The following is a 13,600-nucleotide window of genomic DNA, read 5'->3' on the forward strand; positions in this document are numbered from 1 at the left end:
AGCTGTCCCCACGAAATTACTGTTTTGCACTCACCCGCCAAAGCCGATTCCCCGCATCGTCGGCCACGAGCAGCGCCCCATCGGCCAAAACCGTGACGCCCACCGGCCGACCGTGTACATCTTTGTCATCAATGATGAAACCCGTCAAAAAGTCCTCCGGCTTACCGCTGGGTTTTCCGTTTTGAAACGGTACAAATATTACTTTATAGCCCGAAAATGCCGATCGGTTCCAGGAGCCGCGCTGGCCAATGAACGCACCGTTCCGGTATTTTTCGGGAAAAGCGTTTTGATCATAGAAGGCCAGACCGAGCGAAGCCGTATGCGACCCCACCGGAACATCGGGAACCACCGCTTTCTGGACCAGATCGGGGCGCTCGCCTTTCCGGCGGGGATCTTCGGTTTGGCCAAAATACGAATAGGGCCATCCGTAAAACGCTCCTTCTTTTACACTCGTGATGTAATCCGGCACCAGGTCGTCGCCCAGCTCGTCGCGTTCGTTGACGGCCGTCCAGAGGGTGTTGCTACCGGGAGCCCAGTCCATTCCGACCGGGTTGCGGAGACCGCTGGCAAAGATACGTTCACCCGTTCCGTCGGGGTTGACTTCCAGAATACAGGCCCGGCGAACCTCATGCTCCATCCCGTTTTCGCCCACATTGCTACCAGAACCCACTGAAATGTAGATTTTAGAACCGTCGGCGTTGGCGATCAGGTTACGCGTCCAGTGGTTGTTATAACCACCCGCTGGCAGCGACAAAATGGGTTTGCCTTTGGCGGTTATTTTGGTTTGTCCCGTTTGGTAGGGAAACGACAGCAAGCCATCGGTATTGGCTACGTACAAAGTATTGCCAATCAATAACACGCCAAAAGGCTGATTCAACCCTTCCAGGAATGTTTCGCGAATCTCGGGTTTTCCGTCTTTGTTGGCATCGCGCAGGAGAGTAATGCGATTGGCGCTTTTGCCGGATGCTTCCGAGTTGGCGCGTCCCGAAACGGTAGCCGCTACCTTCTTAACCACGCCTTTCCGCTCGGTTTGCGATTCAACCACCAGCACATCTCCGTTGGGCAATACATAAGTGGTACGCGGATTTTCCAGGTCGCGGGCGAATTCCGTGACAACAAAACCGTCGGGCGCTTTGGGCATCTGGCCGTCTTCCCAGCCAACAACATTGCTGTAGTGATTGGAGGGTTCGGAGGGGGGCGGCAGATCGGGTGCCTGGGAGGCTTCGGTTTCTTGGGTTGTGGCGGTTTCTTCCGTATTCTCCGACTTCTTGCCCTGGCCACAAGCCAAAAGAAACCCGCTCAAAATCAAGGTGTATGTGAAAAGTGTTACTGGTTTTTTCATTGTTGAACAGAATTGTGTAGATATCCTGTATCAACTGACTGTGAACCGCTTTGTTTGAGCCAGCCGTCAACTTTAACGGGCTGACAACGCGGCAACGGGGTTGGCTTTGGTTGACGGCTGGACTTGCAGAAACGAGCGTACGGCGGTTTGCCATTTTTCGGGTTCCTGCGTGCAGTATGATTGGTGACCGGAATTTTCGAAAACGATCAGTTGTTTGCGTTTCGTCCCGAGGTTTTCGAAAATGGCGTCGGTTTCGTGCCGCAAAACCCGCGGATCTTTGGTGCCCCAGTTAAGCAGCACTGGCATGCTAAGCTGCCGGGCGTAGTCCGACGGGCGGAATTTGTACGTGCTTATACCGCGCTGCATACCGCCCCACAACAGCAGCAGTTCCGACGCCGGATGGGCGGGAATGTGCATCGAGCGCAACCGTCCCTGAACGGCATCGTAAAGCGTGGCAAACGGACATTCCAGAATCACCCGCGACGGTTTCAGGTCGTGTTCGGGAATGGCTTTTAGAATGGTGGCAGCCCCCATCGAAACGCCCCAGAGAATGATGTTTTTTTCTCCACCCCGAACCACAAAATCATAGGCGGCTTTCAGGTCGTTAGTTTCGCGGTATCCAATGGTGCAAATATTGCCTTCGCTGTTGCCGTGTGCCCGAAAATCAAACAACAGCGTGTTGTAACCCAACTGGTGAAAATAATCCATTTCGCAGAGCACTTTCGCCTTACTCGATGCGTGACCGTGGCAGAGAATCACCGTGCCACGGGCCTGCTCAACCGGGATATACCATCCTTCGAGCCGTTGGTTGTATTCGTTGGTCAGCCGAATGGTTTCAAAAGGGATTTTGGGCTGATCACTGACGACGGATTTTTTCAGTTTCAGTCCAAAAAAAGCCGCATTCAGTTTTTCACCCATTGTGTATTCCTCCGGTTTTTTCGACGGTGTTTTATCTGGATTATCAAAAAAATACGTAAAACGGGAGGCATGGAAGGCCAGAATGATATTTAATAACACAAACAACGCCAGCAACACAAGGCCAGCACGGCGGAGGATAAGCATACGGATCAACACGGGATAAATTCGGACAAACATACCCATTTTGGAAACAGTTTGCTAGTAGCTCATGAAGTCGGAAAGCAAGTAGATCGACAACTAAAATTTCTTATCGGCTTGGCTCTATTCCCAATGCTCTATGCACTCCTTACTTCAACGACGCGAACTTTTAAAAGGGCTGCTGGCAACGGGGCTGGCGGGGCCGGCCATCATGGCCATCGCGCAACCCCAACCGCCTGCCGATACTGCACCTTTCAGCATTCATGTTTTTTCCAAACACCTTCATTTTTTAAACTATACCGAACTTGCAGCCACAGCCTCTGAACTCGGTTTTGATGGCGTTGACCTGACGGTTCGGCCCGACGGTCATGTTGAACCGGCCCGTGTTCGGGAAGACCTGCCGCGGGCCGTAGAAGCCCTTAAAAACCGCCAGCTAAGCGCCTTGCTGATGACCACGGCTGTGTCGAAGGCCGATGAGCCGGTCAGCCGGACCGTGTTGGAAACCGCCAGCAAACAGGGCATCCGGTATTACCGCACTGGCTGGCTGCCCTATCCGGCCAATCGCCCTATTCCGGCGTTATTAAAACAGTACCGTCAACAGCTCGGTGAACTGGCTAAGTTGAACCAGCAGCTCAACCTGTCGGGGGCGTATCAAAACCATGCCGGAACGAACTTTGGCTCGGCAATCTGGGATTTGGCGGGCGTTTTACAAGACATTAATAATCCCGGACTGGGTTGTCAGTACGATATTCGGCACGCAACCGTAGAGGGCGGTACGTCCTGGTCGACGGGTTTACGGATGATTCACCCATTCATTCGCTTTATTGCCATAAAAGACGTGGTCTGGGAGAAAGTAGACGGGAAATGGAAAGCCGTCAGTGTCCCGCTGGGGCAGGGAATGGTCGATTTTCCGGCTTATTTTGCGCTGTTGAAGCAGTTGAATGTCCGGGTTCCGATTTCGCTGCACCTCGAATATCCGTTGGGGGGAGCCGATCAGGGCAAGCGCGCGTTGACCATTCCGCGCGAAAAAGTGTATCAGGCCATGCAAACCGATTTGCAAACCCTGCGCGGAATGCTGAAGAAAGCAGGTTTGGTGTGAGCGATTTCCGCCGTAACCCCTGGCCCGGAATTAGAATACGCTTAGAAATAAAAATACTGAGAACCGGGTACGGCTCTTGTTTGGTTACTATTGATAAGCCTCCGCATTCAAAACCGTATGAAGAGTATTCTGATAGTTGAAGATGACCGCCGGATTGCCCAGAACATCAGCCGGGGATTGCTGGAAGAAGGGTACCTGACCGAAATCGCTTACGAGGGTTACAACGGCCGCGATCTGGCGTTGCGGCAGCCGTTTGATCTGGTTATTCTGGACATCAACCTGCCGGGACTGAATGGTTACGAAGTATGCCGGAATATTCGGGCCGAAAAGCCGCATTTGCCCATCATCATGCTAACCGCCCTGGGCGAGATTGAGGATAAAGTGGAAGGGCTCCAGCGCGGGGCCGATGATTACCTCGTAAAACCGTTCGATTTTCGGGAGCTGAATGCCCGAATTGCCACCTGCTTCCGGCGGCTGGATTTGCTGGACAAAAGCGCGGCTGACGAAATTCTGCGGATCGCCAATCTTGAAATCAACGTTTCGACCAAGCAGGTCAAACGCGATAGCGTACCGATCGATCTGACGGCGCGGGAGTTTGCGCTGCTCGAATACCTGGTGCGCAACCGGGGGCGGGTGGTTTCCAAAATGGATCTGGCCGAAAAGGTATGGAGCCTGAATTTTGACCCGGGAACCAATGTAGTGGAGGTATATATCAATTATTTACGCAAAAAGGTCGATCGGGATTTTGAACCCAAACTGATTCACACCCGGGCTGGTATGGGGTACCTGTTAAAAGCGGAGTAATGGCATGAAGATCAGAAATCGGATCGCACTCCAGTTTTCGCTCATCGTAGCTTCCATTCTGCTCGTATTTTCGTTCATCGTTTATTTTACCACGGCCGCCTACAGCCGGGATGATTTTTATGAGCGGCTGAAAAAGAAAGCCCGCACCACCGCCCGGTTTTTGATCCAGGTGAACGAAGTCGACCAGAACCTGCTCAAAATTATTGATCGGAATACACTCACGGCCTTATATGACGAAAAAGTGCTGGTGTTCGATGAGCGAAACCGGTTGATTTACGCCAGCGTTGATGATCATATCATTCATTATCAGCGTAGTTTGCTTCACGAAGTCCGGGAGCAGAAGGAAGTGGAAACCTGGAGTGACGAAAATCAGCTGGTGGGTATTTCGTACGAAGAAGGGGGACGTCGGCTGGTGATTCTGGCGTCGGCGTATGACCGGGTGGGAAAGAGCAAGCAACGGAACCTGCGCATCACGCTGATCTGGGGGCTGGTGGGAGGCATTGGACTGACGGTTGGCCTGGGCATTTTCTTTGCCGGGCAATCATTGCGGCCCATCGATGAGATCAATAACCAGATTTCAACCATTACGGCCCGCAACCTCCGGCAACGCCTGGATGAGGGCGACCGTCGCGATGAAATTGATCAGCTGGCGATCAATTTCAACGCGGTGCTGGGGCGACTTGAGCAAGCTTTTGAACAACAGCGCAGCTTTGTTTCGCACGCTTCCCACGAACTGCGAACCCCGCTGGCGGCTCTCAAGTCGGAAATTCAACTGGGCTTGCGACGCCGTCTGGATACGGCTGAATACGAGGATATTCTGACCAATCTACTGTCGGATACGGACCGACTTATCGCGCTGACAAACAGCTTGTTGTTTCTGGCTAAGACCCTCGAAAATATTAGTCAAATGCCGTTGGCGCCCGTGCAGATGGAAGAGGTAGTACTGCTGGCAAGGGATGAATTGCTGAGTGCCCGACCGGATTACCGGATTGAATTCGATTACGATAACCTGCCTGGGTCAGAAACTGAAACAACGGTGTCGGGCAACGAAGAATTGCTAAAACGGGTGTTGTTGAATCTGATGGATAATGCCTGCAAATACTCGCCCAACCATACGGCCTACGTCCGGATCGGAACCGATTCTCGTATCTGTTGGGTGAAGGTGCGGGATGAAGGAATTGGAATCAAACCGGAAGAAGCCGAAATGATTTTTGAGCCTTTCTACCGCACCGCCAATGCTGTTGGGTACGAAGGATTTGGAATTGGCCTGTCCATTTGCCAGCGAATCATGGAGCTCCACCAGGGACAAATTACCGTGGAAAGTCGCCCGAACGAAGGAAGTTTGTTTACGATTCAAATGGTTCATCTATAGGCAGTTGTAGATATAGAAACTACGGGCGTAATCAAAACCGTTAGCCCGGGCTGGCCGAAATCAACCTACGGTTTAGCAATGCCGTAATTTCTAATTTTTTTTTAACGGGTATCTAAGATTTTTCTAATTCACTTTTAACGGCCCTCTAACTTCTTTTCCTGAATCTTGTGGTCGCGATTTTGCGATCTTTTGGATGCGATTCATAGTAGTCTTCAGCCTGTTTGAGCTGCTTTCAGCATACGGCCACGCCCAGGACTCGTTACGGCTTAGCCGGCGACAGGCCGATAGTCTTTTTATAAAAAATAATTTGCTTTTGCTGGCTGGTCGCTTCCGGATTGAAGCTGGACAGGCGGAGGTCATTCAGGCTCGTTTGTACGATAATCCGACGGTTTCGGTCGAAGTAAGTGCTTACAATACAGAGCGAAACCGAGCACTGGATGTGGGTCGGCAAGGGCAGAAGATCATCTCCGTTGAACAACTCCTTTATACAGCCGGTAAACGCAACAAACGCATTGCTCTGGCGCAGGAATCGGCCCGCCTGAGCGAATTCGAATTTGCGGATTTGCTGCGTTCTCTGCGTTTCGAGCTTCGCAGCCGGTTTTTTGACCTTTACTTTCAGCAACAAACCCTGAACCGATATGATCGCCAGATCAGTACCTTACAGGGAACGGTAACGGCTTTCGAGCAGCAATACGAAAAGAATAACGTGTCGTTGCGGGAGCTTTTGCGGTTGAAAGCGCTGCTTTTTCAATTGAACAACGATCGGCTGGAAATTCGGCTCCGGTTGGCCGAAAACCAGCAGGTTCTACGGACGCTGCTGTCGGTGGAACAGCCGATCTTACCGGTTGTTGATGAGGCCCGGCTGCGACGATACCAGTTGCCCAGTGAGCCGGTGGATTCATTGCGGGAGCGGGCGTTGCGCTCCCGGGCCGATGTGCTGGCGGGCCAGTCGCTGACCCGCCAGGCCGAACTGAACTACAATCTACAGAAAGCCCTGGCGGTTCCGAATTTGCGGGTCGGCGGTACCTACGATCAGGCGGGTAGTTACATCATGAATTACGTTGGGGTATCGGCCAGCATGGATCTGCCGTTGCTAAACCGCAATCAGGGGGCCATCAGGGCAGCCCGCAGTCAGGTTGGCTACCAGAAGCAGCTGCTGAATCAGAAAGCCCTCCAGGTGGGCAACGAAGTGATTGCCGCCTTGCAGAAGGTGCAGGAGGTGGAGCGAACCGTCCAATCCGTTGAAGCACGGTTTTCGGAGCAATTCGAGCAATTGAACCAAGGCTTGTTTACGAATTTTCAGAAACGTAACATTTCATTGCTGGAGTTCATCGATCTCATTGAAACCTACAACGAAAGCACCCGGGAATTGAATCGGCTGAAAGCTGATCGCATCAGTGCGTATGAAGAACTGAATTATGTCGTGGGGGAAGAATTGTTCAATTAAAATGAGAAAAAAAACATTCGTTACCGGTTTGCTTCTGGGGGTAATTGGCCTGACGGCGGCTTGTCATCAGAAGTCGGAAGTGGAGGAAGAAAAAGCCTTCATGATGTCAGATACGATGATGAATCGCATCCGGCTGGATACGGTGGCTACGCTTTCGGTTCGGAGCGAGTTGACGCTGGTGGGCAAGGTGGCCGCCGACGAAAACAAAGTCATCAAAGTCTTTCCACTGGTGGGTGGCGTGGTGGAAGAAGTGGATGTTGAACTGGGTGACTACGTCAAAAAAGGGCAGCAACTGGCCGTAATCCGATCGGGTGAGGTGGCTGATTTTGAACGACAAATGATTCAGGCCCAGTCGGATCTGTTGCTGGCGCAGAAAAACCTGAGCGTGGCCGAAGACCTTTTCGAGAGCAAGCTGAATTCCCAGCGCGAAGTGATTACGGCTAAAAAAGACGTGGAAACTGCCCAGGCCGAGCTCAACCGGGTCAAGGAAATCTTCCGTATTTATGGGCTAGGCAAGGCCTCTACCTATACGGTGCGGGCGCCAATCGACGGTTTTGTCATTGAAAAGAATGTGAACCGGGACATGCAGCTGCGGTCCGACAATGCCGATAATTTGTTTACTGTCGGGCAAATCAGTGATGTGTGGGTGCTGGCCAATGTCAACGAAAGTGATATTGCCCGGGTCAAGGCGGGCATGGCAGCCAGCGTGCAAACGCTGAGTTATCCGGATCAGCGGTTTAGTGGGCATGTTGATAAAATCTTTAGTGTACTCGACCCCAGCACGAAGGCCATGACCATCCGGGTACGGCTGCGCAACGAAGGAATGAAACTGAAACCTGAAATGCACGCAACCGTTGCATTACGGTTTGATGAAGGGCAGAAAATGGCAGCATTGCCATCTGAGGCCGTCATTTTTGATAATTCGAAATACTACGTGATGGTTTTCCGCAGTCGGTCGGATATTGAAACCCGGGAGGTGCATGTCCATAAATTCCTGGGCGATATTGCTTACATCGATTCGGGATTGAAGCCGGGAGAGCAGGTTATTTCGAAGAATCAGCTGCTGGTATACGATGCGCTAAATGATTAACAGGCCCGGAGTTGAGGGAGAGATAATCGGGTGATTTTTGCCCTTATAGACCTCCGCCTTTGCTTCATACCCTCCGCTGAATCCCATGAACCGATTCATTCGAAACATCGTTGGCTTCTCGCTCAGAAACCGTTTTTTTGTCTTCTTTCTGACGATTGGCCTTGTCATTGCCGGGGTGATCAGCTACCTCAATACCCCGCTGGAGGCCTTTCCAGATGTGACCAACACGCAGATTATCGTCGTTACGGAGTGGAATGGCCGGAGTGCCGAAGAGGTAGAACGGTTTGTAACCATGCCGATTGAAGTGGCCATGAATTCGGTGCAGCGGAAGACAAACGTGCGTTCGATTACGATGTTCGGCTTATCGGTCATCAAAATCATTTTCGAAGACGACGTTGACGACTTTTTTGCCCGCCAGCAGGTGAATAACCAGCTCCGGACCGTAACGCTGCCCGAAACCGTGGAGCCCGACGTGCAACCGCCTTATGGACCAACCGGGGAGATTTTTCGCTTTACGCTCGAAAGCAAAAGCCGGGACAGCCGGGAATTGTTAACGATTCATAACTGGGTCATTGACCGGCAGTTGAGGAGTGTTCCGGGGGTGGCCGATGTGGTTGCTTTCGGGGGACAGGAAAAGGTTTACGAAATCCGGGTCAATCCAACGCAACTAACCAAATACGACCTGACGCCTTTGGAGGTTTACCAGGCCGTCACGCGAAGTAACATCAACGTCGGGGGCGATGTTATTGAGCGCAATGGTCAGGCTTACGTCGTTCGGGGGGTGGGGCTGCTGACATCCATCACCGATATTGAAAGCATTATTATCCAGGAATTGAATAACAACCCGATTCTGGTCCGGAATGTGGCCGAAGTCGTAGAATCAAGTTTGCCGCGGGTCGGACAGGTGGGACTGAACGATAACGACGATGTGGTGGAGGGAATTGTGGTCATGCGCAAAGGAGAGAATCCGAGCGAAATCCTGAAGCGGGTCAAAGACAAAATAGAAGAGCTGAATACCTCCGTTCTGCCCGCCGATGTGAAGATGGTCACCTTTTATGACCGTGATAATCTGATCGCCTTTTGCACCCGGACGGTGATGCACAACCTGACCGAAGGCATCATTCTGGTCACGGTGATCGTCTTTATTTTCATGGCCGACTGGCGCACGACGGTTATCGTGTCCATCATCATTCCACTGGCGTTGTTGTTTGCGTTTATGTGCCTTCGGTTACGGGGCATGTCGGCGAATTTGCTGTCGATGGGAGCCGTCGATTTCGGTATTATCATCGACGGGGCGGTGGTGATGGTTGAAGGAATTTTTGTGACGTTGGATCACCTGGCTCACAAAAAAGGGATTGACCGCTTCAACCGCATGACCAAACTCGGGTTGATTAAGAAGACCGGGGGTGAATTAGGCAAAGCGGTTTTCTTTTCCAAGCTAATCATTATTACGGCGTTACTGCCCATCTTTTCCTTTCAGAAGGTAGAAGGGAAGATGTTTTCGCCTTTGGCCTGGACGCTCGGTTTTGCGCTCATGGGGGCCTTACTATTTACGCTCACCTTGGTGCCGGTGCTCTGCTCCATTCTGCTGCGGAAAAACGTTCGGGAAAAAAATAACGTCATTGTACGGTTTTTTGATCGGGCCGTTACGGCGGGTTTTGAGTGGTGTTACGCGCGCAAGCGGCTGAGTTTTCTGCTCGCAACGGTTTTGCTAGGCTTGACGTTTTTCTCGGCAACGTTGTTAGGAACCGAGTTTTTGCCGCAACTGAACGAAGGGGCTTTGTGGGTGGAAGCGAAGCTGCCGATGAGTTCGTCGCTGAGCGAAACCACCAAGATGGTGCGTGTATTGCGGAAAAAACTGATGGAATTTCCGGAAGTGAACGGCGTGTTGTCGCAAACGGGCCGTTCCAACGACGGTACAGATCCTTCGGGCTTTTATTACGTACAGATGCAGGTCAACCTGAAGCCTAAGGAAGAGTGGCAGCGGAAGATTACGACCGATGGGCTGATTGAAGAAATGGACGGGAAACTAAAGCAGTTTCAGGGAATAAATTACAATTATTCACAGCCGATCATCGACAATGTGGCCGAAGCCGTTGCGGGCATGAATGCCTCCAATGCCGTCAAGATTTTTGGCGAAGATCTGAACGCCCTGAATGGCCTGGCCAACGAAGTGATTGAAGCGATTGAAGATGTACCGGGAATCAAGGATGTTGGGATTCTGCGGAACATCGGACAGCCCGAGATCAGTGTCTTATTCCATGACCAGAAAATGGCCCTCTACGGAGTGTCGACTGCCGACGCGCAGGCCGTCATTGAAATGGCCATTGGTGGAAAAACCGCTTCCATTCTGTACGAAGGAGAACGTCGGTTTGACATTCGGTTGCGTTACGCTGAGAATTACCGCAAAACCGAGGAGGATATTATGCGGCTGATGGTGCCCACCCTGCACGGTAGCAAAATTCCGCTGAGTGAGATCGCTACGTTGCGAAAAACCACCGGCCCTGCGTTTATATACCGGGACCTGAACAAACGGTTTATTGGCGTAAAATTCTCGGTTCGGGAGCGCGACCTGGGCAGCACGATTGCCGAAGCCCAGCGAAAGGTGGAGCAAAAAATCAAACGATTACCGAAGGGCTATTCAATCACCTGGACAGGCGAATTTGAGAACCAGGTCCGGGCAACCCAGCGGCTTGGCCAGGTGGTTCCGCTGAGTCTGGCGGCTATTTTTATTATTCTGTTCATCACTTTCGGAAATGCCAAAGACGCGGGGCTGGTGCTGCTCAATGTGCCTTTTGCGTTGATGGGCGGTATCCTGGCGCTGCACGTGACAGGTATTAACTTCGGTATTTCGGCGGGTGTCGGGTTCATCGCGCTATTTGGCATTTGTGTGCAGAATGGGGTCATTCTGGTTTCTGTATTTAACCAGAACCGGGCCGATCGGCTACCTCTCGACGAAGCGATCCGGCAGGGACTCCGCACCCGCATTCGGCCCATTGTCATGACAGCCCTGATGGCGGCTATTGGCCTGTTACCGGCCGCCGTATCGACCGGCATCGGTTCCGAAACGCAAAAGCCGTTGGCGGTGGTGGTCATCGGTGGATTGATTACGGCCACCTTGCTGACGTTATTTATCTTTCCAATCCTGTATCGATACTTTTACCGGAAGTTTGACAGCTCCATAAGACCCTGGCGCCGGGAGTCGCAGGTTTTGGAGCGGGTATAATTAACTTTTTTCTAAGATGGCTCTAAGGGTTTTCTAATCTGGCAGGCCCTACTTTGCATCAGAAAAATCAAAGGCAGATTCAGCCTCCTGCTGGATTTTTCTGATGCGGTTGATACAGGCTAAGGTAAGAGACAAAAGGAAGATCGGTTGAAATGGATTGATTTTCAAGGCGATCCTGTAATTCTGCCGCGCTTCTTTGTCTTTTATGCTTAGCTAAAAGAAGGTTTTTGGCGAGTAAATTGCTAATTTCAGGTGATTTCGATAGCCGGTTACTCCTTAGAGACCGGCTATTTTTTTGGAGAAAAATCTAATTTTTTTCTAATCCTGCTCTAAGGGTTATTTAAACAGCAGTTGTCATCTTTGCAGTAGACTAATCCTTACCATTATGTCCTGGTTTGAATACAGTCAGTGTGTACTGAACAAAGTTGATTTTGACCGGCGACTATTTCGAAAGGAACTGCGTAAACTTCTTCGGTGGCTTTCACCGCCCGAGCGTTTACAACTCCTTCGATGGTGTCGGCAGCAGTTGAAACGTAAAAATCAGCTGCAGACAAATTGAGTTAGTTTCATCAGAGTGTTTTCTTAGCGTTTTAGGTAGAAAGGGAGTAGCCGGCCCATCTGATTGGGCCGGCTATCTTGTTGTGGGTTGGTCGAGGCCATTTCAACTAAAAACTGGTTTGTCATGCCATTGAAACATAGTCTTATCTTTATTGTCGATGACGACGAAGACGATCGCTTCATGCTTTGGCAGGCGTTTCAAAAACATCATCCCGGTTGTTTGCTGTTTACTTTTTCAGACGGGCAGGAGATGCTGGATCATCTGCTGGAGTATTATGACGTGCCCGATTTGATCATTCTGGATTTGAACATGCCGGTTATGGATGGCGTAACCACCCTGAAGCGGCTGAAGCGGAATAGCCGGTTTCGTTCCATTCCAACCGTCTTATTAAGCTCCTCGTTTGAAACCAACAACAACCTGTTTACGAATGAAATCAGTCCCGACGCACTGCGGGTAAAACCAACCAACTACAGTGAGCTGGTTCGGCTTACCAATCAATTGTATCCGGCCTAAACGATCAAGCAGAATAGATGTCTCTTTTTTGAGAACGAATTCCAGACCTGTCAGGATTTAAACCTTGACAGGTCTTTTTATTTCGTTTCTAGGGATTAGAATGGCAATTTGGCCAGGTCAACGTTCCCCCCTGTTAGAATAAGTCCAACTTTCTGTCCGGAAAATTGCTCCTTGTTTTTCAGTAAGGCCGCCAAAGGAACGGCACTCGACGGTTCGATAATAATTTTCATTCGTTCCCAAACTAATCGCATGGCGTCGACAATATCAGCGTCCGAAACCGTCAGAATAGCCGTGACGTGCTCCCGGATGTAGCCCAGCGTTCGCTCGCTGAGGCTCGTCATCAACCCATCGGCGATGGTTTTGATGTAGGGCGCTTTTTCCACGTTCCCACTTTGAAAGGATAGCACCGCATCGGCCGCGCCTTCTGGCTCTCCGGCTATCACGCGGGTTTGCGGACTTAAAAAATGGGTCACAAGAGCCGTTCCGCTGAGCAGTCCGCCCCCGCCAACCGGGGCCATAATAACATCGAACGGTTTTTCGGCACCGGCATCTTCAATTAATTCTTTGGCAGCCGTTGCCTGTCCGGTAATGACCCGATCGTCGTCAAACGGATGAATCAAAACCGCTCCCGTGCGCTGGATGACTTCCTGAACCCCCGCTTCCCGGGCTTCGAGCGTCGGCTCGCATTCAATGATTTCGGCACCGTACCCGCGAACCGCATCCTTCTTCACTTGCGGAGCCGTTCGGGGCATCACAATAAAAGCGGTTGTTCCGACCTGCCGGGCGGCATAGGCAATTGCCTGAGCATGATTGCCCGACGAATGGGTAGTCACGGGGCCGAGAGTCCGGCCATGATAGCGTTCCTGTTCGGATAGTTGCAGAATGGCGTTCAGGCCACCGCGTGCTTTGAATGCACCAATCTTTTGCAGATTTTCCGGTTTGAAGTGGATGTCAACACCACTCCGTTCATTGATGGTCTGATTGGTCAGCACCGGTGTTCGATGAATGTGGGGTCGGATGCGGTCGTGAGTAGCCTGAATGGTTTCGAGGGTAATCATTGTGTCAAAAGAAAACCGTTTGAGTAGAATATAT

General features: G+C 51.3%; 10 protein-coding genes. 7 read left to right on the forward strand and 3 right to left on the reverse strand.

Annotation, left to right across the window (positions count from 1 at the left end; all coding sequences use genetic code 11):
- Window positions 1-16: 16 nt before the first annotated feature.
- Together ACYVH9_RS07990 and ACYVH9_RS07995 are read right to left on the reverse strand one after the other, a co-directional pair.
- Window positions 17-1,342, reverse strand: coding sequence for a PQQ-dependent sugar dehydrogenase (locus tag ACYVH9_RS07990; RefSeq protein ID WP_460635774.1), 1,326 nt, complete (start codon window positions 1,340-1,342; stop codon window positions 17-19).
- 72 nt (window positions 1,343-1,414) lie between these two features.
- Window positions 1,415-2,404: an alpha/beta hydrolase gene (locus ACYVH9_RS07995; RefSeq protein ID WP_460635775.1), complete on the reverse strand. Its 990-nt coding sequence runs from the start codon at window positions 2,402-2,404 to the stop codon at window positions 1,415-1,417.
- 133 nt (window positions 2,405-2,537) lie between these two features.
- On the opposite strand from ACYVH9_RS07995, the gene ACYVH9_RS08000 reads away from it, so the two are divergent.
- From ACYVH9_RS08000 to ACYVH9_RS08030, 7 genes are all read left to right on the forward strand, one after another.
- Window positions 2,538-3,497, forward strand: a complete 960-nt coding sequence (locus ACYVH9_RS08000; protein WP_460635776.1) for a sugar phosphate isomerase/epimerase family protein — start codon at window positions 2,538-2,540, stop codon at window positions 3,495-3,497.
- A gap of 117 nt (window positions 3,498-3,614) precedes the next feature.
- Complete coding sequence (locus ACYVH9_RS08005) at window positions 3,615-4,301, forward strand: response regulator transcription factor (protein ID WP_460635777.1); 687 nt, start codon at window positions 3,615-3,617, stop codon at window positions 4,299-4,301.
- A 4-nt stretch (window positions 4,302-4,305) separates the two neighbouring features.
- On the forward strand, window positions 4,306-5,673 hold the full coding sequence (locus ACYVH9_RS08010) for a sensor histidine kinase (RefSeq protein WP_460635778.1): 1,368 nt from the start codon (window positions 4,306-4,308) through the stop codon (window positions 5,671-5,673).
- A 193-nt stretch (window positions 5,674-5,866) separates the two neighbouring features.
- The gene (locus ACYVH9_RS08015; RefSeq protein WP_460635779.1) at window positions 5,867-7,120 is read left to right on the forward strand and encodes a TolC family protein; all 1,254 of its coding nucleotides are present in this window, start codon (window positions 5,867-5,869) and stop codon (window positions 7,118-7,120) included.
- 1 nt (window position 7,121) lies between these two features.
- Complete coding sequence (locus ACYVH9_RS08020; protein WP_460635780.1) at window positions 7,122-8,210, forward strand: efflux RND transporter periplasmic adaptor subunit; 1,089 nt, start codon at window positions 7,122-7,124, stop codon at window positions 8,208-8,210.
- A gap of 85 nt (window positions 8,211-8,295) precedes the next feature.
- Entirely contained in the window at window positions 8,296-11,436 is a 3,141-nt protein-coding gene (locus ACYVH9_RS08025) for an efflux RND transporter permease subunit (RefSeq protein WP_460635781.1), read from the forward strand.
- Between the two features lie 682 nt (window positions 11,437-12,118).
- The gene (locus ACYVH9_RS08030) at window positions 12,119-12,508 is read left to right on the forward strand and encodes a response regulator (RefSeq protein WP_460635782.1); all 390 of its coding nucleotides are present in this window, start codon (window positions 12,119-12,121) and stop codon (window positions 12,506-12,508) included.
- A 95-nt stretch (window positions 12,509-12,603) separates the two neighbouring features.
- Here ACYVH9_RS08030 and ACYVH9_RS08035 read toward each other — a convergent pair whose 3' ends face one another.
- Entirely contained in the window at window positions 12,604-13,566 is a 963-nt protein-coding gene (locus ACYVH9_RS08035; RefSeq protein ID WP_460635783.1) for a threonine ammonia-lyase, read from the reverse strand.
- Window positions 13,567-13,600: the final 34 nt, after the last annotated feature.

This window comes from Larkinella harenae, from assembly GCF_054780515.1.